The organism is Streptomyces liliiviolaceus (assembly GCF_018070025.1).
In the GTDB taxonomy this organism is placed as follows: domain Bacteria; phylum Actinomycetota; class Actinomycetes; order Streptomycetales; family Streptomycetaceae; genus Streptomyces; species Streptomyces liliiviolaceus.
Genome location: NZ_JAGPYQ010000001.1, coordinates 1,563,781 through 1,590,641, shown reverse-complemented (window position 1 = coordinate 1,590,641; position 26,861 = coordinate 1,563,781). Strand labels below are relative to the sequence as shown.

20 protein-coding genes and 2 pseudogenes are annotated in these 26,861 nt (G+C 71.8%); 11 read left to right on the top strand and 11 right to left on the bottom strand.

Annotated features, from left to right (window positions below; all coding sequences use genetic code 11):
* Nucleotides 1-116: 116 nt before the first annotated feature.
* Nucleotides 117-2,051 (bottom strand): glycoside hydrolase family 5 protein, encoded by a 1,935-nt coding sequence (locus J8N05_RS07050; protein ID WP_210881595.1) that lies wholly within the window; start codon nucleotides 2,049-2,051, stop codon nucleotides 117-119.
* A 456-nt stretch (nucleotides 2,052-2,507) separates the two neighbouring features.
* On the bottom strand, nucleotides 2,508-3,767 hold the full coding sequence (locus J8N05_RS07045) for a PucR family transcriptional regulator (protein WP_210890050.1): 1,260 nt from the start codon (nucleotides 3,765-3,767) through the stop codon (nucleotides 2,508-2,510).
* Nucleotides 3,768-4,001: 234 nt separating this feature from the next.
* On the opposite strand from J8N05_RS07045, the gene J8N05_RS07040 reads away from it, so the two are divergent.
* A complete protein-coding gene (locus J8N05_RS07040; protein WP_210881594.1) occupies nucleotides 4,002-4,880 on the top strand; it encodes a DUF4394 domain-containing protein in 879 nt (292 codons plus the stop codon).
* A gap of 78 nt (nucleotides 4,881-4,958) precedes the next feature.
* Here the strand turns inward: J8N05_RS07040 and J8N05_RS07035 are convergent, their stop codons facing one another.
* The 3 genes and pseudogenes from J8N05_RS07035 to J8N05_RS07025 form a co-directional block, all read right to left on the bottom strand.
* The gene (locus tag J8N05_RS07035) at nucleotides 4,959-5,639 is read right to left on the bottom strand and encodes a response regulator transcription factor (RefSeq protein ID WP_210881593.1); all 681 of its coding nucleotides are present in this window, start codon (nucleotides 5,637-5,639) and stop codon (nucleotides 4,959-4,961) included.
* 257 nt (nucleotides 5,640-5,896) lie between these two features.
* A pseudogene (locus J8N05_RS07030) lies at nucleotides 5,897-7,156 on the bottom strand (sensor histidine kinase); the annotation flags it as partial.
* Nucleotides 7,157-7,364: 208 nt separating this feature from the next.
* Nucleotides 7,365-9,575 (bottom strand): MMPL family transporter, encoded by a 2,211-nt coding sequence (locus tag J8N05_RS07025; protein ID WP_210881592.1) that lies wholly within the window; start codon nucleotides 9,573-9,575, stop codon nucleotides 7,365-7,367.
* 362 nt (nucleotides 9,576-9,937) lie between these two features.
* On the opposite strand from J8N05_RS07025, the gene J8N05_RS07020 reads away from it, so the two are divergent.
* From J8N05_RS07020 to J8N05_RS07005, 4 genes are all read left to right on the top strand, one after another.
* Complete coding sequence (locus J8N05_RS07020) at nucleotides 9,938-11,263, top strand: lipase family protein (protein ID WP_210881591.1); 1,326 nt, start codon at nucleotides 9,938-9,940, stop codon at nucleotides 11,261-11,263.
* A gap of 423 nt (nucleotides 11,264-11,686) precedes the next feature.
* Nucleotides 11,687-11,890: a cold-shock protein gene (locus J8N05_RS07015; RefSeq protein ID WP_210881590.1), complete on the top strand. Its 204-nt coding sequence runs from the start codon at nucleotides 11,687-11,689 to the stop codon at nucleotides 11,888-11,890.
* Nucleotides 11,891-12,215: 325 nt separating this feature from the next.
* Nucleotides 12,216-13,763 (top strand): DEAD/DEAH box helicase, encoded by a 1,548-nt coding sequence (locus tag J8N05_RS07010; RefSeq protein WP_210881589.1) that lies wholly within the window; start codon nucleotides 12,216-12,218, stop codon nucleotides 13,761-13,763.
* Nucleotides 13,764-13,975: 212 nt separating this feature from the next.
* Entirely contained in the window at nucleotides 13,976-14,329 is a 354-nt protein-coding gene (locus J8N05_RS07005; RefSeq protein WP_210881588.1) for an SCO5918 family protein, read from the top strand.
* Nucleotides 14,330-14,445: 116 nt separating this feature from the next.
* Here J8N05_RS07005 and J8N05_RS07000 read toward each other — a convergent pair whose 3' ends face one another.
* Nucleotides 14,446-14,865, bottom strand: coding sequence for a hypothetical protein (locus J8N05_RS07000; RefSeq protein WP_210881587.1), 420 nt, complete (start codon nucleotides 14,863-14,865; stop codon nucleotides 14,446-14,448).
* Between the two features lie 223 nt (nucleotides 14,866-15,088).
* Here J8N05_RS07000 and J8N05_RS06995 point away from each other — a divergent pair, with 223 nt between their 5' ends.
* The 3 genes from J8N05_RS06995 (at nucleotide 15,089) to J8N05_RS06985 (ending at nucleotide 18,022) form a co-directional block, all read left to right on the top strand.
* The gene (locus J8N05_RS06995; RefSeq protein ID WP_210881586.1) at nucleotides 15,089-15,436 is read left to right on the top strand and encodes a MerR family transcriptional regulator; all 348 of its coding nucleotides are present in this window, start codon (nucleotides 15,089-15,091) and stop codon (nucleotides 15,434-15,436) included.
* Nucleotides 15,437-15,646: 210 nt separating this feature from the next.
* Entirely contained in the window at nucleotides 15,647-16,693 is a 1,047-nt protein-coding gene (locus J8N05_RS06990) for an SCO2400 family protein (protein WP_210881585.1), read from the top strand.
* Nucleotides 16,694-17,359: 666 nt separating this feature from the next.
* The gene (locus tag J8N05_RS06985; protein WP_210881584.1) at nucleotides 17,360-18,022 is read left to right on the top strand and encodes a hypothetical protein; all 663 of its coding nucleotides are present in this window, start codon (nucleotides 17,360-17,362) and stop codon (nucleotides 18,020-18,022) included.
* Between the two features lie 28 nt (nucleotides 18,023-18,050).
* On the opposite strand, the gene J8N05_RS06980 is transcribed toward J8N05_RS06985, so the two are convergent.
* From J8N05_RS06980 to J8N05_RS06970, 3 genes are all read right to left on the bottom strand, one after another.
* Nucleotides 18,051-19,703, bottom strand: coding sequence for a serine/threonine-protein kinase (locus tag J8N05_RS06980; RefSeq protein WP_210881583.1), 1,653 nt, complete (start codon nucleotides 19,701-19,703; stop codon nucleotides 18,051-18,053).
* Nucleotides 19,704-19,869: 166 nt separating this feature from the next.
* On the bottom strand, nucleotides 19,870-20,901 hold the full coding sequence (locus J8N05_RS06975) for a hemolysin family protein (RefSeq protein ID WP_210881582.1): 1,032 nt from the start codon (nucleotides 20,899-20,901) through the stop codon (nucleotides 19,870-19,872).
* A complete protein-coding gene (locus J8N05_RS06970) occupies nucleotides 20,898-22,307 on the bottom strand; it encodes a hemolysin family protein (protein ID WP_210881581.1) in 1,410 nt (469 codons plus the stop codon). The genes J8N05_RS06975 and J8N05_RS06970 overlap by 4 nt, the downstream gene beginning before the upstream one ends.
* A gap of 327 nt (nucleotides 22,308-22,634) precedes the next feature.
* Here J8N05_RS06970 and J8N05_RS06965 point away from each other — a divergent pair, with 327 nt between their 5' ends.
* A complete protein-coding gene (locus J8N05_RS06965) occupies nucleotides 22,635-23,627 on the top strand; it encodes a sporulation protein (RefSeq protein ID WP_210881580.1) in 993 nt (330 codons plus the stop codon).
* An 85-nt stretch (nucleotides 23,628-23,712) separates the two neighbouring features.
* Here J8N05_RS06965 and J8N05_RS06960 read toward each other — a convergent pair whose 3' ends face one another.
* Complete coding sequence (locus J8N05_RS06960; protein WP_210881579.1) at nucleotides 23,713-24,102, bottom strand: BlaI/MecI/CopY family transcriptional regulator; 390 nt, start codon at nucleotides 24,100-24,102, stop codon at nucleotides 23,713-23,715.
* A gap of 79 nt (nucleotides 24,103-24,181) precedes the next feature.
* Here J8N05_RS06960 and J8N05_RS06955 point away from each other — a divergent pair, with 79 nt between their 5' ends.
* Nucleotides 24,182-24,757, top strand: a complete 576-nt coding sequence (locus tag J8N05_RS06955; RefSeq protein ID WP_210881578.1) for a TerD family protein — start codon at nucleotides 24,182-24,184, stop codon at nucleotides 24,755-24,757.
* Between the two features lie 37 nt (nucleotides 24,758-24,794).
* Nucleotides 24,795-25,008, top strand: a pseudogene (locus J8N05_RS06950) (twin-arginine translocase TatA/TatE family subunit).
* Nucleotides 25,009-25,598: 590 nt separating this feature from the next.
* Here the strand turns inward: J8N05_RS06950 and J8N05_RS06945 are convergent.
* Nucleotides 25,599-26,861: a cation:proton antiporter gene (locus tag J8N05_RS06945; protein WP_210881576.1), complete on the bottom strand. Its 1,263-nt coding sequence runs from the start codon at nucleotides 26,859-26,861 to the stop codon at nucleotides 25,599-25,601.

Sequence of the window (26,861 nt, the reverse complement as noted above, 5' to 3'; positions counted from 1 at the left end):
CGCAGTTCCCCGCGCCCCTGAATGGGGGCGCGGGGAACTGCGCAATCTTTTGGCTTTTAAGGGGCGCGGGGAACTGCGCGGGCAACCCCCACCGGCCCGCACCCGACACGCAAACCTCAGCGGAGCTTTCGGCAGAACAGCGCGTCCGGGGTGCGGGACGACCCGATACGACCCGTGTACGCGACCCCCGCCACATACTCGTCATCCGCACACTGCCCCTTGTAGCGACCGTTCGCGAAGTCCCCACCCTTGGGCGCGGCCCCCCGGTTGTCCCCCCGGTCGAACCACACCGTACGACCCGCCGTACCGGTGATCACCCCGCCCGGCGCGGCAGCGCACAGCACGGACGACACCGCCGCCCCCCGCACCGCGTACCCCGACACGAACCGCCCGTCGGCACACTGCAGCTTGGTGTACCCGGACGCCCAGTCCCCGCCCGGCGGCACGTACCGCTCGTCCTTGACGACCTCGGGCGCCCCGGCAGCGTTCGCCAGCGGCCCGGTGGTCACGTCGGAGCAGAGCCCCCGGTTCCCCGTGTGCCCGAGCCCGAGCAGCCGCTGCCCGTCGGGACACACGGCCTTGCGCGCACCGGAGTCGAAGTCCGGCAGCGCCCGCATCCGCCGCGAGGCGATGAAGTCCCCGTGGTCGGGGCTGAGCATCGACCACTCCGTGACGGGGGCGACCTGCCCGGTACGCCCGGAGGCCCCGACGAGCCGGCTCCACGCCGCGGCCCGCCAGTCGTCACCGTCGTACACGCCCATACGGTGGCCCGCCGCGTCCCAGTGCAGCAGGGCCCAGCCGTTGCCGGTGCGGTTCTCGTGCCAGCCGACGAGCGGCCAGTACGCGAAGTCGGCGTCGGTGCGCACCAGTTGGTCGACGAAGTTCTCGAACCAGGCCCGCGCCTTGGCGTTCGTCTCCGCCCGGCCGCCCACCCCGAACTCGCTGATCCACACGGGCGCGGTGAAGTGCTGGTCCTGTTCGGCGGTGACGAAGAAGGCCTGGCGGTTCAGTACGTCGATCAGCTCGGCGGGGCTGAAGTCGCGATAGCGGGGGTCGGTGGTCTCGCCCGTACCCGTGGCACCGCTGTGGTTGGGGCCGGTGTAGTCGTAGAAGTGGGCGGAGTACACGAGCTTGCCGGAGTCGACGAGGGTGTGGGACAGGTTCCGTACGGGTTCCAGGGTGGGGCGGCCGTGGGCGAAGCCGTCGACGGGGATGCCGGTCCAGTTGATGCCCTCGACGACGATGAGGAGATCGGCGTTGGCCTCGGTCAGGATGCGGTCGCCGACGCGCTGGGAGGCGGCGAACCAGTCGTGGTCGTCGCCGAGGCCCCAGTTGGGGTCGTCCCAGATGTTGCGGCGGACCTCGTTGTAGAGGTCGGCGCCGACGACCCGCTTGTTGTCCTTGTAGCGGCGGGCCATGAAGAGCCAGTCGTCCTCCCAGGTCTGGACGGACTGGCTGGCGTTCCAGCGTTCGTTGCCGTCGACCCCGCAGCACCAACGGGTCGTGTTGGTGTGGTTGTTGAGGATCACCGCGAGTCCGGCGCCGGTGAGTTCGCCGATCACGGCGTCGTACACCTGGAGCGGGGTCCTGCCCCGGAGTCCGGGATTGGCGGCGACGGCGTCGTCGGTGACGGGGCGGCTGTCGTGGACCATCTCGTTGGAGAAGGGCAGCCGGATGCTGTTGATCCCGATCTCCTGGAACCCGGCGACGATCTCGGCCATGGGCGCCCGGTCCAGCCCGAGGGGTATCCGCCCGGAGTTCTCGCCCGCGTGATGGCTCGCGTCGTCGTCCACGTTCCCGGAGCCGTTCCAGGTGCCGCTGGCGCCGTGCCAGTTGCCGGACCGCAGCTTGAACCGGTCGCCGTTCGCGTCGACGATCCAGCGGCCCCGCGTACTGAGCGGCCCCGTCCAGTCCGCCGCCGCCGTGGCGTCCGCACGGGCGGCGGGCTCCGGTCCGGCCGGGGCCGCCTGAGCGGGAGTGGAAGCGAAGGGCACCAGGAGAAGAACGGCGGCCAGGGTCGCCCAGCCGAAGGATCCGCGCACGGTCACCATCCCGAGGACTACGTTGTCATGGCAGCGTCATCATGATGGACGGTCCGGTGATGGTTGGTCCAGGCCTGCGAAGAGAAGACGAGGGAAATCCCAGGGAACGACCGCCACGGCCACCGACCCTTCGACCCTTCAGCCCTTCAGCCCTTCAGCCCTTCAGCCCTTCAGGGGCGCGACGACCGTGGGACACCCCCGGACCCCGTCTTGAACACATCGGGAGAGCGGCGGCCCGCCGAAGGAAATACACCGAGGGAAACCCGCCCGAGGGAAGGGAATGCGCGTACCGCCCCGACCCGACGGAACCGCAATCTCAATCGTGATCGCAATCGCAAGCACAATCGCCGTGCAATTCGGTCCGGTCCGGTCCGGGGGGATATCCATGTCCAAGTCCGAGCGCATTCCCGTCTCGTCGCTCGCCGGTGCCCTGAGCGACCGCCGCCGAGGTCACCGGCCGACCGGTCACCGCCATGCTCCCGACAGGCTCCGGGTGACGACCGAGCTGAGGATGCGTACGCCCCGCGTCGAGCCAGGGTCGATGTCCGTGAGTTCCCTCGCCCGGCGGAGGCGGTAGTCCAGGGTGCGCGGATGGATGTTGAGGGCCTCCGCCGCGGCACCGCGGTTCATGTCGTGGCGGTAGTACGCGTCGAGGGTCAGGAGGAGGTCCGGGCCGGGTTCGAGGCTCCGGGCCACCGCGCGGAGCCAGTCGTCGACGAACGGCACGTCGGCGACCGCGAGTTCGACGAAGACGTCCGCCATGGTGTGCGCCCGCAACCGCGCGGACGTAGGCCGCAGGGGGGCCGCCCTGCTGATCCGCCGGGCCCGGTCGAGGGCACCGGCCAGCTCGGACCGCGGCGCTCCGGCGGTCCCGACGGCACAGAGACGGCCGAGCGCCTGGGCGAAATCCCGCAGGAGACCGGACAGGGCCGCGTCGGGCCCGGCCACTCCCGACACCGCCGCGTCGGGTGCCGACAGCGGATCAGGGGCGGCGGGGGCCGCCCGCCCGCTCCCGGCGCCCCCCGGCACCAGCGCGATCAGCTCACCGCCCCTGCCCCCGCGCTCCGGGCGCCAGGTGACGGGCACCCGGTGGGTCTTCACCAGCGTCTCGATGCCGCTCTCCAGGTCACGGTCGCCGACGGGGCAGTCGGGCACCCGGATCACCGTCACCTCGTAGTGCTCGGCCAGTTCCAGGCCCGTGAGCAGCGCGAGCTCCGCCGCCATGGGGTCCTCGGCCAGCATCGACCGGGCCAGCAGGCCGACTTGTTCGACGTACGGCAACCGGCGTCGCATCGCCGTCACGAAGCCCTGCCGGTACGCGCCGATGCCGCGCTCGCCCTGCGGGGCGAACCAGCTCATGATGCGCATGAGTTCGTCGACGTCGCCGCCGCGCTGGGCCTCCGTGGCCTCGTTGATCTCGCGCAGCATGAGTTCGGTGTGCACGCGCAGGACCCGTTGCCGCGAGTCCAGCGACATGCCCGCCCCGGCCCGCGCCTCGCCCATGGAGGCGATGTAACCGAGGTCGGCGTCGGTCAGCACGCCGTTGTCCGGGGCCAGTTCGAGCGTGCGGCGCCTGAACCACACCGAGTACTCCAGCGTCTCGTCCCTGGCCCGTGAGTTCAGGTCCAACGATCCGAGTTCCGGTATCTCGCGCACGTACGTCTCGACCTCGCGGCGCGCGTTGGCCGACGCCTGCCGGGCCAGCTCGGCGAAGAGGCTCCCCATAGCCATGAGCATGTCACCGCAGGCGAGGGCGCCGACAGATGAAATCCGGACGGGCGCTTATCACTCCGGGTGAATCGATGAAGGATATACCGACCCCGCATTTGTCACAGTGCGCAAAGTTCCTTGATCCGGCCCTACTTGTGGCTCGATCGGCTTGTCGGGCCGATCCCGCCTGGGCTTAATGGAGACCGCGCAGCGGAATTGTTTCGTACGGCTCAAACGGGAGGGAAAACAATGAAAGCAGCGGTCAAGAAGAGAATCGCGGCGGCGGTAGCGGTCGTGTGCGCGGCAACCGCGCTCACCCTGAGCGCGCCCGGCTCCAGCTCCGCCGCCCCCGACGCCACTCCCAGCCTGCGGGCGTACGGCCTCGCCGGCGACGGCACCCTGCTGTCCACGTTCTGGACGGACAACCCGAAGGTCCTCAACTGGGTGCTGGTCATCGACGGACTCGTCGGCGACACCAAGATCATCGGCATCGACTTCCGGGTGCAGAACGGCCTGCTGTACGGCGTGGGCGACAAGGGCGGCATCTACACGATCAAGATGCCACCGGCGCTCCCCGACACCGTGGTCGCCACCAAGGTCTCCCAGCTCGCGGTCTCGCTCTACGGCACCGTCTTCGACATCGACTTCAACCCGGCGGCCGACCGGTTACGGGTGATCAGCAACTACGGCCAGAACCTGCGGCACAACCTGAACGACGGCACCACGGTCGCCGACAGCGCGCTGACCGTCCCGCCGCTCACCACGGCGGCCCAGGGCGTGACCGCGGCCGGCTACACGAACAACGACCTGGTGGGGTCCACCGCGACGACCCTGTTCGACATCGACACGTACAACGACCAGGTCGTCATCCAGTCGCCGCCCAACGCGGGCACCCTCGTCCCGACCGGCCTCCTCGGCTTCGACGCCGGTGTCGACGCGGGCCTCGACATCTACAGCACCCTGACGAACGGCAAGACGACCTCGAACGACGCCTTCGCCTCGCTCCTGCCGTACGGCTCGACCAGAGCGTTCTTCTACAGCGTCAACGTGCTCACCGGCGAGCCGACGTCCATCGGCCAGTTCCCCCTGAACGTCACGGACATCGCCATCAGCCTGACCGGGACCTGACCTGCCTGCCGGGACCCACCGACTCGCCGCGGACCGCATTCCACGGACCGCGGCGGGTCGCCTGCGTGTGCGTCGCCCTCAGAGCGCCGTCGGCCCCGCCTGCACCAGGCCCGTCTGATAGGCGATGACCACGAGTTGGGCCCGGTCCCGGGCGCCCAGCTTCGTCATGGCCCGGTGGATGTGGGTGCGTACGGTCAGCGGGCTGACCGTGAGGTCCTCGGCGATCTCGGTGTTGGACTTGCCCTCCGCCGCCAGGGCCATCACCTCGCGTTCGCGGACCGTGAGTTCGGCCAGCCGTTCCGGGGGAGCCAGGTGGCCCCCGGGCGCGGGCGACGTGAGGAAGCGGGTGATGAGCGTGCGGGTGGCGCCCGGTGACAGCAGGGCCTCGCCGGACGCCACGGTTCTCAGCCCGTCCAGCAGGGTGTCGGCCGTGACGTCCTTGCCGAGGAACCCGCTGGCCCCCGCGCGCAGCGCCTGGGCGACATAGTCCTCGGTCTCGAACGTGGTGAGGATGAGGACGCGGGTGGCGGACAGTTTCGGGTCCGCGCAGATCTCGGCCGTGGCCGTGAGACCGTCCGCGCCCGGCATGCGGATGTCCATGAGAACGATGTCGGGGTGGTGGGCGCGGGTCAGGTCCACCGCCTCCGCGCCGTCGGAGGCCTCGCCGACCACCGCCATGTCGTCGCAGGAATCGATCAGGATCCGGAACGTGGCCCGCAGCAGGGCCTGGTCGTCGGCGAGCAGCACCTTGATGCTCATGACTTCTCCCCCTCCGCGGTCGAAGAGGTCACGGAGGTCACGGAGGTCACAGAGGTGAAGGAGGTGAAGGAGGTGATCGAGGCGAAGCAGCTGGAGCACATGGTGGACATCGTGGACTTCTCCGCGTCGGCGGTGCCGGAGGCGCCGGGGGTGTCGGCCGCCGCGGAGGTGTCGGCCGCTCCGGAGGCTTCCCCGCCCCCTCGCGACACCCCGGTCACCCCCGTACCAGGGCCCGCACCCGGGCCCGCGCCCGTCATCTGCGGCTGGAGCGGCAACGCCGTGGTGACCTCGAAGCCGCCCTCCGGGCGGGGGCCCGCCCGCAGCTCCCCGCCGATGGACCGGGCGCGTTCGTGCATGCCCATGACCCCGAAGCCCCGGCCCGGCCCGCCGGACCGGGCCGCCGTGGCGGTCGTGGCGGTCGTGGCGGTCGTCACCCCTGCGGGAGCCGCGGCGACCGCCGCCGGACCGTCGTTCGTGACCGTGATGAGCAGCCGGGAGTCGGCGTAACCGAGCCGCACGTGCGCGCTCTCCGCGGCGGCGTGCTTGGTCACATTGGTCAGCGCCTCCTGCACGATCCGGAACGCCGTGAGGTCCACCCCCGGGGAGAGCGGCTGGGGCACGCCCTCCGTGGTCACCGCGACGGCGACCCCGGCGGACGCGCACGCCGCCACCAGATCGGGCAGGCAGTGCAGGCCGGGGGACGGTTCGAGCGAGGGGGAGGCCGGGTCGTCGCTCTGGCGCAGCAGCCCCAGCGTGGCCTTCAGTTCGCGCAGCGCCGACGACGTGGTCCCGGTCAGATCGGTGAGGATCTTCCGTGACTGCTCGGGGTTGCTGAGCGCGAGGTGGGCGGCGGTGCCGGCCTGCGCGTTGGCCAGGGCCAGATGGTGGGCGACGACGTCGTGCAGTTCGCGGGCGATCCGCATGCGCTCCTCGGTGACGCGCAGCCGCGCCTCCTCCTCCCGGGTGCGCTCGGCGTGTTCGGCACGGGCCTGCACGGCCGTGAGATAGGCGCGCCGCAGCCGGGTCATGTTGCCCGCGGCGATCGGCAGCAGCAGCCAGAAGAAGGGGCCGATGGTCCGCAGCAGCAGGGAGATGCCGTCCATCGAGTCGGACAGCGCCGTCGCGACCATCAGCGCCAGCATGGTGGTGATGCCGTAGACGCGGGTCGTCTTCCGGTCGCTGATGGTGGCCATCCAGTAGAGCGCCGCCATGATGGGGGCCAGCAGCAGGGGCGTGAGCAGATAGTCCAGCGAGATCGCGATCGCCGTGCAGACCGCCGTGACGGTGACGGCGGTGCGCGGGTGGCTGCGGTGCTTGAGCAGGGCGAGGCAGGACACCCCCATGAGGATGACCGCCGCCTTGTCCTGGTCGGGCGGGTCGGCGCCGGGCATGGTGAGCGAGGCGCCGAGGCTCGCGGAGCCCATCAGTGCCACGACCACCCCCGCGTCGATGACGTAGGGGTAGCGGTCCGCGTACTGCTCGAAGCGGTCGGTGTAGCGCTCCAGGCTGGTGGACATCGGGCTCTCCGGTTGGCTGGACTGGGTCCTTCGTGCTGCGTGTCGTCCATCGTGACGCCGAGAGGCGCGAACGGCCGACGGGGCCGCCCGTGTCGTTCGCCACGGGCGGCCCCGTCCGGGGGGAGGGAGGCCGTCGCCTCAGGTGGACCTCATGGGACCTCAGGGGTCTCAGGCGGACCTCAGGGGTCCCGGGTGGACCGGATGGGTCTCAGGTGCGGGCCACTTCCAGGTCGGCCGTGTCGGACGGCGCCGGGTCCGCGTCGGCCCTGCGGCTGAGTGCCTCGCCCTCCACGTCGACGCGGGGCAGCAGCCGGTCGAGCCAGCCCGGCAGCCACCAGGCCTTGTGGCCGAGCAGGGCCAGGACCGCGGGCACGATCGCCATCCGGACGACGAAGGCGTCGAAGAGGACGGCGGTGGCCAGCCCGAAGCCGATCATCTTGATCATGGACTCGCTCTCGCCGATGAAGCCGGCGAACACCGCGATCATGATCAGCGCGGCGGCCACGACGACCCGGGCGCTGTGCCGGAATCCGCTGGTCACCGCCTGGGCGGGCGACTCCCCGTGGACGTACGCCTCGCGCATCCGGGAGACCAGGAACACCTCGTAGTCCATGGCCAGGCCGAAGACGATGCCCACCAGGAAGATCGGCATCAGGCTCATGATCGGGCCGGTCTGCTCCACGCCCATCAGGTCGGCGCCGTGGCCCTGCTGGAAGACCAGGACGACCACACCGAGGGAGGCCAGGACCGACAGGAGGAAGCCGAGGGCCGCCTTCAGCGGGACGAGCAGGGACCGGAAGACCACCATCAGCAGGATGATCGCCAGGCCGACCACGACGATCAGGTACGGGACCAGGGCGCCCGAGACCTTGTCGGAGATGTCGATGTTCAGCGCGGTGGTGCCGGTGACCTCGAAGGTCGCGCCGGTCTCGGCCTCGACCCCGGTCCGCTCGCCGCGGATGGTGTTCACCAGGTCCGTGGTCCTCTGGTCGGTCGGCGCGGTGGAGGGCACGACCGAGAAGACGGCGGTGTCGCCGCCCTCGTTGAAGCGCGCCGGGGACACTGACACGACACCCTCGGTGGCGCCTATCTCCTTGGAGATCGTCTCCACGGCGCCCTTCGCGTCGGCGTCGCCCTTGGCGTCCACGACGACGGTCAGCGGACCGTTGAAGCCCGGTCCGAAGCCGTCGGCGAGCGCGTCGTAGGCGCGGCGCTCGGTGGTGGAGGTCGACTTCGCCTCGTCGCCGGGCATGCCCAGCTGCAGATCCGCCATCGGCACCGCGAGGGCGCCGAGGCCGACCACGCCGAGGAGCAGTACGGGTACGGGCCGGCGCAGGACGAACCGCGCCCAGCGGGTGCCGCCGTTGCTCTCGGCCTCCTTCTCGACCCGGCCGCTCTTGCGGGCCTTGCGGGTGAGCACGGCGTTCGGCCAGAAGCCGAGCAGCGCCGGTACGAGCGTCAGCGCGATGAAGACGCCCACGACGACGGCGCCGGCCGCGGCCAGGCCCATCTTGGTGAGCATCGGGATGCCGACGACGGCGAGTCCGGCCAGCGCGATGACGACGGTGAGCCCGGCGAAGACGACCGCGGAACCGGCCGTACCGGTCGCGAGCGCGGTGGCCTCCTCGGGCGTACGGCCCTTGGCGCGCTCCTCGCGGTAGCGGGAGACCACGAACAGGGCGTAGTCGATGCCGACCGCGAGGCCCAGCATCATCGCCAGCGTGCCGGTGGTGGTGGACAGGCCGAGGGTGCTGGCCAGGGTCAGGATCGTGGCCATGCTCACGCCGACGCCGATGATGGCGGTCAGCAGCGGCAGTCCGGCCGCGGCGAGGGAACCGAAGGTGACCAGCAGGACGACCGCGGCGATCGCGACGCCGATCAGTTCGGCCGCTCCGCCCGGTCCGCCGTTCTCCTCCATGGCGGTCCCGCCGGCCTCGACGGTCAGCCCGGAGTCCCGGGCCTCGTCGAGCGCCTTCACCAGCTGGGACCTGCTGGCGTCCGTCAGCTCCTCGGGCCCGACCTTGTAGGTGACGGTCGCGTACGCCGTCGTGCCGTCCTTGCTGACCGCCTTCGCCTGGAAGGGGTCGACGGCGCTCGCGACCTGCGAGCCGTCACCCAGTTCCTTCACGGTCTTCTCGACGGTCTCCTTGCTCTCGGCGGCGGTGACCTTCCCGCCGTCCGGCGCGACGAAGACGACCCGCGCGGTCGCGCCGTCGGCGGACGTCCCGGGGAAGCGCTGCTCCATCAGGTCGAACGCCTTCTGGGACTCGATGCCCGGCATGGAGAACGCCTCCTCGGCCGCCGCCGGGGCCTTCATCGCGCCCAGGCCCACCGCGGCCAGGACGGCCGCCCAGACCAGGGCGGCGTACCAGCGACGCCGGAAGGCCAGACGGCCCAATCGGTACAGGAAAGTAGCCACGGCAGGAGGTCTCCACATCTGGTGCCGAATGTCCCTCCAGGCTGTCCGGTGGAGACCCGTCCTGTCGTCGTGCGTCTGCCGACACATTTCGCTACTCGGTACGCAGTAGGAACAGGCTCCCGGCTCCCTCTTCGGGACGACGGGCGGGGCCGTCCTGTCAGCCTCTGGTCTGGCTCCCGTCAGCTTCCGGTCCGCGTCCCGTCAGCTTCGGACGGGCCTCCGGGGCGACCGGAACGGGCCCGCTATTAGACAGCCCGTCAAGTTACCGAACCGTAACCTTCCTGCTGCTACCACGAGTAACTTACTGGCAGGTAAGTTCCAGGCGGACTTTCACCTGTCGGCCGCTCCACAGGAGGTTCGCCATGCCCGCACGCAGAAAACTGCTGGCCGCGGCAGTCACCGCCGCCGCCTGCCTCACCGCCCAGGCACTCACGGCCACCGCCGCCACGGCGACGGACGAGGTCGTCTCCCGGGGCGTCACGATCCCCGCCTTCTACAACCCGCCGGCCACCCTGCCCGCCGCGAACGGCGCGCTCGTGCGCAGCGAACCGCTCCCGCTCGCCCTGAGCCTGCCCAGCCTCCACGGACCGCTGCCGGGCACCGCGACCCGGCTGATGTACAAGTCCACCGACTCGAACGGCGGGCCGGTCGCCGTCACCGGGGCGTACATCGAACCGACGGCCCGCTGGAAGGGCGGCGGACCGCGGCCCCTGGTCGCGCTGGCGCCCGGCACCCTGGGCCAGGGCGACCAGTGCGCCGCGTCCATGGGTCTCGAACACCCGCTGTCGTTCAACGGCGAGACGGTCTCCGTCGGCTACGAGGACCTGTCGATCTACCGGCTCCTCGCCAAGGGCGCCGCCGTGGTCGTCACCGACTACGCCGGCCTGGGCGCGACCGACCGGCTGCACACCTACGTCGACCGGGTCGACGAGGCGCACGCGGTCCTCGACGCCGTCCGCGCGGCCCGCTCGCTCGGCGGCGCCTCGGTCACCGCCGACTCCCCGGTCGGGCTGTTCGGCTACAGCCAGGGCGGCGGGGCGACCGCCGCGGCCGCCGAACTGCAGTCCTCGTACGCCCCCGACATCACCCTCGCCGGAACCTACGCGGGCGCCCCGCCCGCCGACCTGACCGCGGTGACGAAGGCCATCGACGGCAGTGAGCTGGCCGGTGCGCTGGGCTGGTCCCTCAACGGCTTCCTCCAGTCCGACCCGGAGCTGAAGCCGATCGCCGAGTCGCATCTGAACGCGGCCGGGAAGGCGGCCCTCACCGATCTGTCCACCATGTGCGTCGGTGACGCCCTCTTCGGCTACGGCTACGCCAAGAGCACCAAATGGACGACCGACGGCCGCTCCATCAGCGACATCATCGCCACCACACCCGAACTCAAGACGTTCCTGGACGGTCAGCGCATCGGCAGGCTGAAGCCGTCGGGTCCGGTCCGGCTCGCGACGGGCGTCAGCGACAACCTCGTCCCGCACGGCCAGTCCCGGGACCTCGCCGTCGACTGGTGCGGCAAGGGCGCCGACGTCACGTACAAGCCGGTGATCCTGCCGGGCGTGGGCAGCGCGCTGCTCAACCACTTCGCCCCGCTCCTGACCGACCAGGGGGCCGCCATCGACTGGCTCACGGACCGCCTGTCGGGCACCCCCACCACCTCCAACTGCCGAACACTCCCGGTCCAGCCCTGACGAGAGACGCCCGCAGACCCCTGTCTCAGGGCCGCAGGCCCCTGAGACAGGGGCGCGGGGAACTGCGCGACCAGCCCCCACCGGGCCCGCGGCCAAAACCCCACCCGGCGGCGGCACGGAAACCATGCCCCCGGGCAGTCCAATACCTGTGCCGACCACATGAGAATTGACCCCCACGCGCGATGACAATTACTTACTCGACAGGCTGAGTGAAATAACTCATCCCGCACTCCCGATCGCAGCGTGCTACTCTCGATGTCAGTTGCATGTTGTGGTTCCCGAAAATCTTGACAGGCATCCCCACCAGTTCAGTACGGGTGGGGATCCTTTATGGCTCCGGTTGCATTTCCGGTGGGGTGATCATCACGGCGACACGGAGCGCACACGGTGTGCGCCCCGACGCACCGCCCCGAAGGAGACAAAATGGCTTCCGGTACCGTGAAGTGGTTCAACAGCGAAAAGGGCTTCGGCTTCATCGAGCAGGACGGCGGCGGCGCCGACGTCTTCGCCCACTACTCGAACATCGCGGCTTCGGGCTTCCGCGAGCTGAACGAGGGCCAGAAGGTCACGTTCGACATCGCGCAGGGCCAGAAGGGCCCGACGGCCGAGAACATCGTTCCCGCCTGACGTCGGCACGCACTTCGCAGCTGGGGCCCGCACCTTGGGGTGCGGGCCCCAGCTCGCTGCATTCCAGGGGATTCGCGACCCGCTCCACGGGGTCCTCCGTCCGAGCTCCGGATGAAAATCCGTCGGAGCCACCCGCACGGAACGACCGGCCCCGTCCCAGGAAACGCGCAACGCGCTCCGGCGAGGCCTCTCGCGTACATTCCCCGCCGTTTCGATATTCCAACCGATTCGGCTCCCCATTAATTCGGCTCGTTCTTGCAATTCTCTGCGCTGTTCGTTCCCCGCGGGAATTCCTTGATACGTGCCATGTCAAGGAAGGTTCCACGTGAACCGCACGCGCACGAACGACCGCTACTCCCGTACCCGCGGCGCCGGAAATCCGAGCGCCGGCCGCAGCGGTGGCGGTGGCCGCTCCGGCTCCCCGCGCCGTTCCGACAACGGCGGCCACAGCGGCTACAGCGGCGGCGGCTACGGCCGCCGGCAGAGCGCGCCCCAGGGCGAGTTCGCGCTGCCGAAGACGATCACCCCGGCCCTGCCCGCCGTCGAGGCGTTCGCCGATCTCGACATGCCGGCGCAGCTGCTGGACGCGCTCGCCCACGAGGGCGTGACCGTGCCCTTCCCGATCCAGGGCGCGACCCTGCCGAACTCCCTCGCCGGCCGTGACGTGCTCGGCCGCGGTCGCACCGGCTCGGGCAAGACCCTCGCCTTCGGCCTCGCGATGCTCGCCCGTACGGCGGGCCTGCGCGCCGAGCCGAGGCAGCCGCTGGCCCTGGTCCTCGTGCCCACCCGCGAGCTGGCCCAGCAGGTCACCGACGCGCTCACCCCGTACGCCCGCTCCCTGCGGCTGCGGCTGACCACCGTCGTCGGCGGCATGTCGATCGGCAAGCAGGCCGGTGCGCTGCGCGCCGGCGCCGAGGTCGTCGTCGCGACGCCCGGCCGGCTCACCGACCTCATCAACCGTGGCGACTGCCGCCTGGACCAGGTCGCCGTCACGGTCCTGGACGAGGCCGACCAGATGACCGACATGGGCTTCATGCCGCAGGTCACCGCGCTGCTCGACCAGGTACGGCCCGGCGGCCAGCGGATGCTGTTCTCGGCCACGCTCGACCGCAACGTCGACCTGCTGGTCCGCCGCTACCTGACCGACCCCGTGGTCCACTCCGTCGACCCGTCCGCGGGCGCCGTGACCACCATGGAGCACCACGTCCTGCACGTGCACGGCGCGGACAAGCAGCGCACGACCACCGAGATCGCGGCCCGCGAAGGCCGCGTGATCATGTTCCTGGACACCAAGCACGCGGTGGACCGGCTGACCGACCACCTGCTGAACAGCGGGGTGCGGGCCGCGGCCCTGCACGGCGGCAAGTCCCAGCCGCAGCGCACCCGGACCCTGTCCCGCTTCAAGTCCGGGCATGTGACGGTACTGGTGGCGACCAACGTCGCGGCGCGCGGCATCCACGTCGACAACCTCGACCTCGTCGTGAACGTCGACCCGCCCACCGACCACAAGGACTACCTGCACCGCGGCGGCCGTACGGCCCGCGCGGGCGAGTCCGGCAGCGTGGTCACACTGGTGACCCCCAACCAGCGCCGCGACATGAGCCGTCTGATGGCCGCCGCGGGCATCAACCCGACGACCACCCAGGTCCGTTCGGGCGAAGCCGAGCTGAGCCGCATCACCGGCGCCCAGGCCCCCTCGGGCATCCCGGTCACCATCACGGCGCCCGCCTCCGAGCGGACCCGGCGCAGCACCTCCTCCGCACCCGGCGCGGCGTCCCGCGGCCGGCGCGGGCGCGGCGGCCGGAGCCGTTCCACGGGCGACGCGGCACGCCGTTCGGCGCCGCGCCCGCCCGCCGTCGACGCGGCTGCCTGAGCGCTCCGCCCGGGGCGCGGTGCCGCTCGCGCGGACCGGTGGGGCCGGCCGGGCACGTGACGCGGTCACGGCAGCCCGCCGCCCCGGCCGGCCTCCGCGGCGGGTACCGTCCCCCGGTGGAAGCCCCCAGTGGAAGCCCTCGCCCCGTCCGGCTGCTCCACCCCGCCCCCGTCCCGGGTCGGCCCCTCCTCCCTCTCTGTCTGTGAGGCATCATGCGCTGTGTCATCGCCCGGTTCCCGTTCGACCTCACCAAGAACGGGGTGCTGGACTCGATGAAGGGCGTCAAGCCCGAGGCCATCACGGGTGAGTCCGTGCTCATCGGCCGCCGCCAGTACCCGGTCAAGCAGGTCGGCGAGATCATCACCCGGCAGGACCGCCGCGACTTCACCGGCGCGGAGGTCACCCGGGCCATGACCCGGCTCGGTTTCACCTGCCGCAGCCTCCAGGAGCCCGCGCCCGCCGCGCCGCCCGCCCTGACCCCGCTGCAGAACGCCTCGGCGATGCTCGGCGAGGCCGAGCCGTCCGCGCCCGCTCCCGCGAGCACCGACGCGGGCGTCACCCGCTGAACCACTGACCTGCTGATCTGCTGCCCCGCAGAACCGCAGAACGGTGAAGGGCCCTGCCGACGCACGTCGGCAGGGCCCTTCGTCATTTGTCGGGGGGTACGGCGGGTACCGGTGGCTCAGTGGTCGGAGTAGCTGAAGTCGCCCACGGTCCAGGCGCTGACATCGGTGATCGCGACGCGGTACATCCCGCCGGTCTCGGGAATCCCGACATTGCCCTGGAGGATCCGGGCGAGATGGAAGTGCAGATGGGTGGGCGCCCCGCCACGCCCGGCGTGGCCGTCGGGGCCGGCGGAGCCGTCAGGGTCGGCGGAGCCGGTACGGTCCTGCGGCCGGTCCGCGAGGAAGACACCGGAGAAGGCGCCCAGATGGTCGGAGTCCTTCAGCACCTCGGAGACCCGTTCCCGCCACACGGCCTCGGGAGCCAGTCTGCCGGTGATGACAGCACCACCGGCGACCACGGTCAGCGACATCCGATTGCTCTGCCCGGACTCCACCAGGGCTGAGATACCGACGAGCAGTTCGTCAGGGTTCGACATGGAAGCCGATTCTATCCAGCGCCCGCTCCTGCCCACCTCCCATGGAGACGGCACGAGGGCACGTGCGCGGGCACGGTCCCCGTACTCCCCGCCCTCTCCCGGGCCGGGCGGCGGTACAGAAGGTCGGCGCGACGGCGGCGTCGGCGGATGGTGTTCAATTTCCCTCGGGGCCCTGGTGCCGTAAGGCACCGGGGCCCCTGGACGCGTTGCAGAACGAGGTGACATGACAGCAGAGAATCCGCTGGGCGATCGACTGGACGACGACGACTACCCCGCGTACACGATGGGCCGGGCCGCCGAGATGCTCGGCACCACTCCTGGTTTCCTGCGGGCCATCGGGGAGGCCAGGCTCATCACTCCACTGCGTTCCGAGGGCGGGCACCGGCGGTACTCCCGCTACCAGCTCCGGATCGCCGCCCGTGCGCGCGAGCTGGTCGACCGGGGCACCCCGGTCGAGGCCGCCTGCCGGATCGTGATCCTTGAGGACCAGTTGGAGGAAGCACAGCGGATCAACGCCGAGTACCGGCGCGCGGCGGGTCATGCGGCGCCGGACGGCCCCGGGACGCCCTGACCCGGCCGCGCGGGTGCGCGGGTGCGCGGCGGCCGGCCGCGCGGTTCCCCGCACCCCTCCGGAGGCGGGCGGGCGCGATGTCCTGATGCGCGCGGCATTGCCCTCGGGCCCCCGGCGAATTTGCGCAGGAGCGTCACACAGGCTGCACACAGTGCCTCGGCGGCCTGGTTAGCGTGGCTGGCGTTCGACCCCACGTACCCACGTACGACCATGACCGGGCAGGGAACCGGCGGGGCGGCGCCCAGTCAACTCAGGAAGACGCTGATGGACTACTGCTCCTCGTGTCGTCGGCATCTCAACGGCGCCCTGGTGTGCCCCGGATGCGGCGCCTACGCCCCCGACATAGCCCCGGTCACCGTCAGCCGCCACCCCGTCCAGCCCCGGGTCACCCTGGCCGCCGCGGGCACGACGCCGGACGATGTCCCGGACACCTCGGATGCGCCGGACGTGCCGGACGTCTCGGTGTGGGAGCCCTCGGCCTCCGCCCTGCCCGCCCTCGCCGCGTCCGCCACCGCCCCGTCCGGTCACGGCACGGACGGCGCCGACGCGTACGGCCACGACGGCGCGTACGACCACGAGGGCTTCGACGGCTTCGAGGGGGCGACGCCCGCACCGCAGGGACGGGCCGCGCGCCGCCGCCAGCGCGCCCGCTGGAAGAAGAACCAGCGCCGGGCCGTCGTCGCGACCGCCGTCGCGCTCGTCGGAGGCGGTCTGACCTTCACCGCGATGGACCGGCTCTCGGCCGACCGCGCGGAGGCCGCGTCGGCTCCGGAGGCCGCGGGCCCGGGCGCGAACACGAAGACGGGCGCGGGCTCCATGGGGGAAGAGGTGCCGGAGTACACGCGTCCCTCGGCGCCACGGCCCGACGACACCCGGCGGTCCTCGGCGGACGCGTCCACGCGGTCGCCCGCGACCGGCCGGTCGGCCGAGCGGGGCACGGTCGCCCCGTCCTCCGTCGCCCCGCAGGGCTCCCGGCCGGACGCGTCCGCGCCGGGCACGGCATCGGCGTCCGACCGGCGGTCGGACAGCGCGTCCTCGCCCTCCTCTTCGGCTTCCACCTCGGCTTCGTCCTCGTCGTCGTCCTCCCAGGACCCGACCGACAGCGCGTCACAGCAGCCGTCCGCACCCGCCGACACCGAAGGGACGAGTGGCTCGGACGGCACGGGCGGCTCGGAAACGGCGACGCCACCGGCCAGCCCCTCGCCGTCGGCGACATCGCCGTCGCAGCTCTGCCTGCTCGTGCTCTGCATCGGCTGACACCCGCGGCCCGCACGGCCCGGGGTGTGGCGGTCGCCGCCGGTGTGGTGCCCACCGGCGGCGACCGCACCGCCCTGCCACGCCGCCCCCCGGCAGCGGTGTCAGGGCCTGAGATCCCTCGGCGGGTCGCGGCGGCACGCGGGAGTGCACCGCCGTCAGGTCCAAGGGACATGTGGACAGGGGCCCGCTCGCAAGGGAAGCGGCGGGAAGGTGAATCGGCTGGGCGTTCTCGATCGCCTCGTCCTGGCACCCGGGAATCAGGGGCTGGTGCGTCCGGGGGCCGGGAGCGCGAGGGAAGCCGTCGACCACGGCTTCGTCATCATCGGCGGGCTCGGGTCCTGACCACGGGGTCCAGGTGAGCCTCACTCACATTCTGTTCCGAGCGTAGGCGAGACCGGCGGCCCTGCACAGCCCTGTGAACCGTCGGCCGTCGGACGATGCGTCCACGGCCGCACGACCCCTGGCACGGGTGTTCCACGGGTCCCCCCGCCTCACTCCCCTCCCGTCCCCGTCCCCCTTGCCCGGCCGCACGCGGACGGCCCGGGGACGGCGGCGGACATGACGGATCATCACCGGCCGTTGCGCAGGCCCCGTTTACCACGGCGGCTCCTGCTGTGATGATGCCGAGTCCGGGGATACCCGTCCCGCGGCCGGGGGGAGGCCCGTATGGCAGAGGTGTACTTGCGCAGACTGTCCCGGTGGCAGGCGGAGCAACAGCGGGACGCCGTGGCGGACGTGTACGTCGGCGCGTACCGAGGCGCGGCGGGGGCGGAACACCGTGACCGCCAGGGTTTCCTGCGCCGGCTTGAGCAGCATGTGCAGCACACCGGTTTCGACATGATGGTCGCCGACACGGCCGGGACGGTCGGCTGCGCGTACGGGTTCCGGGTGCCGCGCAGCGGCGAGTGGTGGTCGGACCTCCAGGGCGAGTTGCCGACGGACATCGAGGAACTCACCGCCTCGGGCCGTACGTTCCTGCTCGCCGAACTGATGGTGCTGCCGGTCCACCGTCGCCGCGGCATCGCCACGCGCCTGGTCGAACGGCTGCTGATCCGGCTCGACGCCGATCTGGTCGTCGCCGCCACCGGCCAGGCAACGGACCGCGCCTCCGACCACGGCGCGGACGGAGGCGGGGACGGGAACGACGCGGACGGTGACCGGGACGGGGCCGACAGGTCGCCGGGCGCCGCTGCGGAGGCGTTCCGCTCCTGGGGATGGTCGCGGTTCGGTGTCCTCGGACCGCGCGGCTTCCCGGAGACCGCTTTCGGCGCCGGTCCCGGCGCCGGCTCGATGGCCGGGGAGGTCTGGATCCGCAGACCGCTGCGGTGACTTCACCCCGCCCGACGGCCGGCTGCCGTCAGTGGACGCGGAAGCCGGCCTTGACCTTGTCGAACACCGGCCGGTGGGTGTCCCACTGGGCCTCCGGCGCCGAGAGGTAGATGTAGTACTCGGTGCCGCCCTCTTCCCCGAACCCGAGGTCGATGGCGCGAAAGGCCCGTACCCGTCCCTCGAAGGTGAACTCCCACACCGCCGCGGGCAGCCCGCGGAACGTGGTGCGCAGCATCCGCAGTTTCCGGTACGTGTCGTAGTTGACCTTGGTGTTCGCCTCTATGTTCTCGAAGTGCGTCTCGGGGTTCTCGCCCGCCGGGTTCACGGTGTTGATCGTGAGGCCGACCAGGCCCGACTCGTCGGTGTAGGTGACCTGTTCGGCCGTCGCCTTCGCGTCGCCTCGCCGCCAGCCGTCCGGTACGGGGAAGGAGGCGCCCAACTCCTTCTCCTCGACCAGGTGGAAACCCTCGGGCACGGCGGGCGGCCGGGAGGCGGTGGGCGAGGGGGAGGGAGCGGGGGAGACGGCCGAGTCCCGCGTACCGTCCCCGTGGTCGGCCGACATCACGTAGAGCCCGCCCGCCACGGCCGCAGCGGCCAGCGTCACGGCCACCGCGCTCCGGACGACCGTGCGTCTCCTGCTCCCGCCCCCGCCACCGCTCGCGCGTCCACTCCCGTGTCCGCTCCCGTGTCCGGCGGGGAGCGTGTCATCGACCGAGGTCGCCCGCCCGGTCAAAGGTCCTGTCACCGGCCCGGTCACCGGTCCGGTCGCCAGTCCCGTGACGGGTCCGGTAACGGGTCCGGTCACGGCCTCCGCCGCCGCGTCCACCGATGCCGACCGCGGCTCCGGCACCACCGGCACCGCCCCCGAGACCACCGCCCGCAGCGCCCGCTCGGTCTCGTCCGCCGACGGGCGCTCCTGCGGGTCCTTCGCCAGCAGCCCCGCGATGAGGGGTTCGAGCGGCCCGGCCCGCCGCATGGGGACGAGCGGGTCGACGGCTATGGCGTACGCGGTCTCCACCGCCGTGTCCTTGCGGAACGGGGGCCGCCCCTCGACGGACTGGAAGAGCGTCGCCCCCAGGGCCCAGAGGTCGGTGGCGGGGCCCGGCTTCCCGCCCTTTATGCGTTCGGGCGCGATGTAGTCGACCGATCCGACGAGTTCGCCGGTCTTGGTCAGCGTCGAGGTGCCGGTCGCCTGGGCGATGCCGAAGTCGGTGAGCACCACGCGGCCGGCCGCGTCGAGGAGTACGTTGCCCGGTTTCACGTCACGGTGCAGCACCCCGGCCGCGTGCGCCGCCCGCAGTGCGGCGACCATGCCGAGGCCGACCCGGGCCGCCTCCGCGGGCGGTACGGCTCCGCCGTCCTTGAGCACCGAGCCCAGGTCGGTGCCGGGGACGTGCTCCATGACGATGCAGGGCAGTCCGTCGTCGTCCACGACGTCATGGACGACGACCACGTTCGGGTGGGCGATCCGGGCGGCGCTGCGCGCCTCGCGGCGGGTGCGTTCGTGGACGGTGGCGAGTTCGTCGTCGGTCAGGTGGTGTTGGGCGTGCAGCCGCTTGAGCGCGATCTCACGGCTGAGGGTCTCGTCCTCGGCCCGCCACACGGTGCCCATGCCACCGCGGCCGATCCGCTCGATCAGCCGGTACCGTCCGGCGATCAGCCGCCCCTCGTCCGAGACCACGCACCTTTCGCAGACCTCCGCCGACGTCGCGTTCGAAGCGATTCACCTAGGAAGCGAAGCGCGTTCGAAGCGATTCATGTTCGAAGTGCCGCAATTTCGAACATGAATCGCCACGATAGTCGCAGTGGTCAACAGGGCACCGGTCAGACCCCCGGCCGGCCCCCGGTCAGACCCCCGCGGGGGACGGCCCGACCAGCTCCGACAGGACGTCCTCCATGGTGACGAAGCCGAGGACCTTGCCCCCCTCACCGGTGACCGCCGCGAGATGACTGCCCGTGGCCCGCAGCGCGGTGAGCGTGTCGTCGAGCGGGGTGTCGATACGGACGCGGGTCACCGGGTGCAGGGCGCTCCGCGGGAACGGCCGGTCGCGCTCGACGACGCCGAGGGTGTCCTTGATGTGGAGGTAGCCGAGCAGCGTGCCGTCCCCGCCGGTCACGGGCAGCCGGGAGAAACCGGCCTCGGCCGCCGCGCGTTCGAGCCGCGCCGGGGTCACGGTGTCGTCGACCGTGCGCATCCGCTGGGCCGGGACGAGGATCTCGCCGACCGGGCGGGTGCCCAGTTCCAGTGCGTCGCGCAGGCGTTCGCCGTCGGCGGCCGTCAGGAGCCCGGCCTCGCTGGAGTCGACGACCATCCGGGCGAGCTGGTCGTCCGTGAACGCCGACTCCACCTCGTCCTTGGCCTCGACGCGCAGCAGTTTCAGCAGGGCGTTGGCGAAGGCGTTGATCCCGAAGATGAACGGCCGCAGGGCCCGGGTGAGGGCCACCAGCGCGGGGCCGAGCAGCAGCGCGGTCTGCGCGGGCGCGGCGAGCGCGATGTTCTTCGGCACCATCTCGCCGAACAGCATGTGCAGATACGTCGCCACGGTCAGCGCGATCACGAAGGCGATCGGGTGCACCAGGCCGTGCGGGATGTGGGCCGCCTCGAAGGCGGGCTCCAGCAGATGCGCGATGGCCGGTTCGGCGACCGCGCCCAGCACCAACGACGAGACGGTGATGCCGAGTTGGGCGGTCGCCATCATCGCCGAGATGTGCCGCAGACCCCACAGGGTCATCCGGGCCCGCTTGTTGCCCTCCTGGGCCAGCGGCTCGATCTGGCTGCGGCGCACGGAGATCAGGGCGAACTCGGCGCCGACGAAGAACGCGTTGGTCAGCAGGGTCAGGGCGCCGATGAGCAGTTGGATCGTGGTGGATGTACTCATCGTGACTCCCGCGCGCTCTGACCGACCGGTTCGCCGTCGTGACCACCGTCGTGACCGCCGTCGTGGTCTCCGTCGTGGCCGTCGTCGTGATCGCCGTCCGGCCCGGCGGCCGGTCCGGTGATACGGACGCGGTCGGCCCGGTGGTGCTCCACGGCGAGGACGTCCAGCCGCCAGCCGCCCAGGTCGAGGACGTCGCCCTCGGCCGGGATGCGGGCCAGCCGGGTGGCGACCAGCCCCGCGACCGTCTCGTACGGGCCGTCCGGCGCGCGCAGTCCTATCGCGGCCAGCTCGTCCAGCCGTACACCGCCGTCCGCGTCCCAGGCCGGGCGGCCGTCGGCCGTGGCGGGGGCGGGCAGCAGGTCGGGGATCTCGACGGGGTCGTGCTCGTCACGGACCTCGCCGACGACCTCCTCCACGATGTCCTCCACCGTGGCCACACCGGCCGTGCCGCCGTACTCGTCGATGACGACGGCCATCGTGCGGGCCGTGCGCATGCGCTCCAGAAGACGGTCGGCGGGCAGGCTGTCGGGCACCAGCAGCGGGGCCGTGGCCAGCTCGGTGACGGGGGTCGTGGCCCGCTCGCCGGGTTCCAGGGCGAGTACGTCACGGATGTGGACCGTGCCGACGACCTCGTCCAGGCTGTCGCGGTAGACCGGGAAGCGGGACAGGCCGGTAGCGTGCGAGAGGTTGGCGGCGTCGGTGGCCGTGGCGTGCGCCTCCAGCGCCCGCACGTCGACGCGCGGTGTCATCACGTTCTGCGCGGTCAGCTCGCCCAGGTGCAGCGTACGGACGAACAGTTCGGCGGAGTCCGGCTCCAGGGCGCCCTGGGCGGCCGAGTGCTGGGCCAGCGCGACCAGTTCCTCCGGACCCCGGGCGGAGGCCAGCTCCTCGGCGGGCTCCAGTCCGAAGCGGCGTACGAACCGGTTCGCGGTGTTGTTCAGGTGCCGGATGAACGGGCCGAACGCGGCCGTGAAGGCGCGCTGCGGTCCCGCGACCACCTTGGCGACGGCCAGCGGGCGGGAGATCGCCCAGTTCTTCGGGACCAGCTCGCCGACCACCATCAGCACGACGGTGGAGAGCACCACGCCGAGCAGGGTCGCCGTCGTGGAGGCAGCGCCGCCCAGGCCCACGGCCTTGAGCGGGCCCTCCAGGAGGACGGCCAGCGAGGGTTCGGCGAGCATGCCGATCACCAGGGAGGTGACGGTGATGCCCAGCTGTGCGCCGGACAGCTGGAACGTCAGCTTCCGGACGGCCTTCAGCGCACCGTCCGCGCCGCGCTCGCCGGCCTCGGCGGCCCGCTCCAGATCACCGCGCTCGACGGTGGTCAGCGAGAACTCGGCCGCCACGAACACGGCGCAGGCGAGCGTGAGCGACAGGGCGAGCAGAAGCAGCAGGATCTCGGTCACCGTGCCACCCCCGCTCCCGCATGCACACGTCTCGGGCCGGGGGTGGCACGGCTGGTACTAGGAGGTTCACCCATGGTGGAACCGTTGCTCCTTCGTCGTCGTCAAGCGTTCCACCCAGTGTAAAGGAATCGCAAAGTACGTAGTCCAGAGGCGCAGGACACGAGTGGCGCAGCTCACGTTCTCCCAGGTGGGACATGGGCCGGGGGTACCCGATCACGGTACGGGAGGCCGCCCTTAACCTCTACATGTACGTAGAGCAGGACCGCGTACACATACGCGGAGCACGGCCCGGCACGACCACCCGCACATGAAGGAGTGGACCCCTCAATGGTGTTCAAACGGCTGCTCGGATCACTCGGCGTGGGCGGCCCCACGGTGGAAACGGTCCTGAGCCCCGCCCCCGCCCTGCCCGGCGGGACCCTCTCCGGCGAGATCCGGCTCAGAGGCGGCGGCTCGGACGCCGACATCGAGCACATCGCGCTGGAACTGGTCGCGGGCGTCGAGGCCGAGCACGAGGACGAGCACGAGGAGGGGGAGAGCGAGAGCGGGGTCGTCTTCGAACGGTTCACCGTCGGCGGCGGGTTCCGGCTCGCCGAGGACGAGGAGCGGACCGTCCCGTTCACGGTCACACTCCCCTGGGAGACCCCGGTCACCGAGCTGTACGGGCAGGAGCTGGGCATCGTCCTCGGCCTGCGTACGGAACTCTCGGTGGCGGGCGTGCGGGACAAGGGCGACCTGGACCGGCTGACCGTGACGCCCCGGCCGGCCCAGGAGGCGATCCTGGAGGCCTTCGGACAGCTCGGCTTCGGCTTCAGGTCCGCCGACCTGGAACTGGGCCGGATCGGCGGCACGGGCCAGCAGCTCCCCTTCTACCAGGAGCTCGAACTCACCCCGTCGCCCGCGTACGCCCACGCGGTCAACGAGATCGAGGTGACCTTCCTCGCCGCCCCCACCGGCATGGAGGTGGTCCTGGAGGCCGACAAGCGCGGCGGCCTCCCCTCCTCGGGCGACGACACCCTCACCCGGTTCACCGTCTCCCACGAGGGCGTCGGCCACCAGGACTGGAACGCCGTGGTCGACGGCTGGGTCCGGGAACTGGTCGAACACCGGGAGTCGTACGACCCCGACGCGGCGTACGGCCACGACCGGCACGAGCTGCACGAGCGGTCGCGTCCCGGCATCGGGGCGGGGGTCGCCGCGGGCGCGGCGGGGCTCGCGCTCGGGGTCGCCGGCGGACTGGTGGCGGCGGAGGTCGTGGACGAGGCGGGCGACTTCTTCGAGGGGGACGAGGGGGAGCAGGAAGAGCAGGAAGAGGGCTGACGGCTCCCAGTCGCCCAGCCGCCCAGTCCCCCAGGAAGTCCATCCCTCCGTCCCTCCATCCCGGCGCGGGGAGGCGCGTCGCCGCTCAGCCGTTCCTCTCCGCGCCGGGATGGGCCAGCAGTTCACGCAGCAGCCGTTCGTCGTCCGGCTCCAGGGACGTCACGAAGCTGGCGAGTACGGCCTCCCGGTCCCGCTCCCCGTCCAGCACCTTGCGCATCCGGCGGGCGGCCAGACCCGCCTCGTCCGACGCCGGGGTCCACGCGAAGGACCGGCCGACGCGCTCCCGGGTCACGGCGCCCTTCGCCAGCAGCCGGGTCAGGATCGTGATGACGGTCGTATAGGCGAGATCACCACCGAGGCGCTCCTGCACCCAGCCCGCCGTCGCGGGCCCCTCCGCCGCGCACAGGGCCGACAGGACCTGCGCCTCCAGCTCACCCTGTCCCCGCCGCGGGGGACGCTGCCGCCGGTCCGTCACGTCCTGTCTCCTTCCTTATTTTCTACAGTGCTGTAGATTCTGCCCCACGAGGAACGTTCGCACCAATAAGGAGATCGGCGTGGGAGTTTCCCTTTCCAAAGGCGGCAATGTCTCGCTCAGCAAGGAGGCGCCGGGCCTGACGGCCGTGCTGGTCGGCCTCGGCTGGGACGTGCGGACCACGACGGGCACGGACTACGACCTCGACGCGTCGGCGCTGCTGGTCGACGAGTCGGGCAAGGTCCTCTCCGACCAGCACTTCATCTTCTACAACAACCTGAAGAGCCCCGACGGTTCGGTCGAGCACACCGGTGACAACCTCACGGGTGAGGGCGAGGGTGACGACGAGTCGGTCAAGGTCGACCTGGCGGCCGTGCCGGCCGAGGTCGCGAAGATCGTCTTCCCCGTGTCCATCCATGACGCCGAGGCCCGCGGGCAGAGCTTCGGGCAGGTCCGGGGGGCCTTCATCCGCGTCGTGAACCAGGCCGGCGGCGCCGAGATCGCGCGCTACGACCTGTCCGAGGACGCCGCCACCGAGACCGCGATGGTCTTCGGCGAGCTGTACCGCCACGGCGCGGAGTGGAAGTTCCGCGCGGTGGGCCAGGGATACGCCTCCGGGCTCGCGGGCATCGCCTCCGACTTCGGCGTCGGCGTCTGACGGCGGCGGGGCGGAAACGGAAGGGGAGAGGACGCACATGTTCGGACTGAGCGAGCTCGCCGTCATCCTCGTCGTCGTCATCGTCGTCCTGGCCGTGAAGAAGGGGCCGGAACTGGCGCGTTCGGCGGGGAAGTCCGCGCGGATCCTGAAGGCCGAGAAGAGGGCGGCGGCGGAGGGGGGACGCTCCGCGGGTGGTCCCGGGAGAGGTCGTGCCGCCGGAGGGGCCGACGGGGCCTGACGCGCGGGGCTGACTGGGGCGCCCGCGCCCCGTAGGGGGGTGCGGGTCGGTGGGGGCTGGCCGCGCAGTTCCCCGCGCCCCTCAGGGGGTGGGGGACCTGGCGGTCGTCGGTCCAGTGCGGGTCCGTCGTGGCTGGTCGCGCAGTTCCCCGCGCCCCTGAGGGGGTGGGGGGACCCGTTGCTCGTCCTCTGCGGGTCGGTCGTGGCTGAGCGCGCAGTTCCCCGCGCCCCTTAGGTGCGTGGGTGGCTCGGTTGTTCGTTCTGTGCCGGTTGAGGTACGCGCGCACAAAAGCCTGGGCGCAGCCCGGCTTTCAGGGGCGCGGGGAACGGCGCACCCAGCCACAACGGGCCCGCACCCACCCCAGGGGCGCGGGGAACTGCGCGGCCAGCCACTACCGGCCCGCACCCGACATCCCGGCAAACGCCCACCCCCAGGGGCGCGGGGAACTGCGCGCTCAACCCCCACCGGCCCGCACCCGACGCACGGCCGAACCCCCACCCACCCCAGGGGCGCGGGGAACTGCGCGGCCAGCCTCCACCGGCCCGCACCGGACACACGGCCGAACCCCCGCGGCGCGGTCACGCGACAGCGTGCCGCGCCTCGTTACTTCTCCGCGGGAGCGTCCGGGCTCGGGACCAGGTCGCGGTCCTGCGCCACGTCGGACTCCGACTCCGGATCCGACGACTCCGACGGCCCGGCCGTCCGCCGCCCACGCCCACCCAACAGCGCAGCCACCGGCTCGGTGTACCGCGCGGTCAGCGGCCCCACGATCACCAGGATCAGCACGTACGCCGTGGCCAGCGGCCCGAGCCGCGGCTCGATCCCCGACGTCACCGCCAGCCCCGCGATCACGATCGAGAACTCGCCGCGCGCGACGAGCGTCCCCCCGGCCCGCCACCGCCCCTTCGCCGAGATCCCGGCCCGCTTCGCGGCCCAGTACCCCGTCGCGATCTTCGTCCCGGCCGTGACCACGGCCAGCGCCAGCGCCGGCAGCAGCACCGGCGGAATGCTCGCCGGATCGGTGTGCAGCCCGAAGAAGACGAAGAACACGGCGGCGAACAGGTCCCGCAGCGGCGACAGCAGCCCGTGCGCCCCCTCCGCGACCTCCCCCGACAGCGCGATGCCGACGAGGAACGCCCCCACGGCCGCCGACACCTGGAGCTGCTGCGCCACACCGGCGACCAGCAGGGTCAGCCCCAGCACCACCAGCAGCAGCTTCTCCGGGTCGTCGCTCGACACGAACCGGGAGATGTGGCGGCCGTACCGCACCGCGACGACGAGGACGAGCCCGGCGACACCGAGCGCGATGGCGAGCGTGGCACTGCCCGCCGCCAGCCCCGCACCGGCCAGCAGCGCGGTGATGATCGGCAGGTAGACCGCCATGGAGAGGTCTTCGAGGACCAGGATGCTCAGGATGACCGGGGTCTCACGGTTGCCGAGCCGCCCCAGGTCGCCGAGGACCTTGGCGATGACACCGGAGGAGGAGATCCAGGTGACGCCGGCGAGGACGACGGCGGCCACCGGCCCCCACCCGAGCAGCAGCGCCATCGCGGCGCCGGGCAGGGCGTTCAGCGCGGCGTCGACCAGGCCCGCCGGGTACTGGGTCTTGAGATTGGAGACCAGGTCGGTCGCCGTGTACTCCAGCCCGAGCATCAGCAGCAGCAGGATGACGCCGATCTCGGCGCCGATCGCGACGAACTCCTCGCTGGTGCCCAGCGGCAGCAGCCCGCCCTCACCGAAGGCCAGTCCGGCCAGCAGGTAGAGCGGTATCGGCGAGAACTGGAACCGTCCGGCGAACCGGCCGAGCAGCCCCAGACCGAGGATGATCGCGCCGAACTCGATCAGGAAGACCGCGGACGAATGCAC

Coding starts and splice junctions, on each gene's coding strand:
- J8N05_RS07050 (WP_210881595.1), bottom strand. CDS start 2,051: ATGGTGACCGTGCGCGGATCCTTCGGCTGGGCGACCCTGGCCGCCGTT.
- J8N05_RS06975 (WP_210881582.1), bottom strand. CDS start 20,901: ATGAGTACATCCACCACGATCCAACTGCTCATCGGCGCCCTGACCCTG.
- J8N05_RS07035 (WP_210881593.1), bottom strand. CDS start 5,639: ATGAGCATCAAGGTGCTGCTCGCCGACGACCAGGCCCTGCTGCGGGCC.
- J8N05_RS07015 (WP_210881590.1), top strand. CDS start 11,687: ATGGCTTCCGGTACCGTGAAGTGGTTCAACAGCGAAAAGGGCTTCGGC.
- J8N05_RS06990 (WP_210881585.1), top strand. CDS start 15,647: ATGACCGGGCAGGGAACCGGCGGGGCGGCGCCCAGTCAACTCAGGAAG.
- J8N05_RS06985 (WP_210881584.1), top strand. CDS start 17,360: ATGGCAGAGGTGTACTTGCGCAGACTGTCCCGGTGGCAGGCGGAGCAA.
- J8N05_RS07005 (WP_210881588.1), top strand. CDS start 13,976: ATGCGCTGTGTCATCGCCCGGTTCCCGTTCGACCTCACCAAGAACGGG.
- J8N05_RS07040 (WP_210881594.1), top strand. CDS start 4,002: ATGAAAGCAGCGGTCAAGAAGAGAATCGCGGCGGCGGTAGCGGTCGTG.
- J8N05_RS07000 (WP_210881587.1), bottom strand. CDS start 14,865: ATGTCGAACCCTGACGAACTGCTCGTCGGTATCTCAGCCCTGGTGGAG.
- J8N05_RS07020 (WP_210881591.1), top strand. CDS start 9,938: ATGCCCGCACGCAGAAAACTGCTGGCCGCGGCAGTCACCGCCGCCGCC.
- J8N05_RS07045 (WP_210890050.1), bottom strand. CDS start 3,767: ATGGGGAGCCTCTTCGCCGAGCTGGCCCGGCAGGCGTCGGCCAACGCG.
- J8N05_RS06995 (WP_210881586.1), top strand. CDS start 15,089: ATGACAGCAGAGAATCCGCTGGGCGATCGACTGGACGACGACGACTAC.
- J8N05_RS06965 (WP_210881580.1), top strand. CDS start 22,635: ATGGTGTTCAAACGGCTGCTCGGATCACTCGGCGTGGGCGGCCCCACG.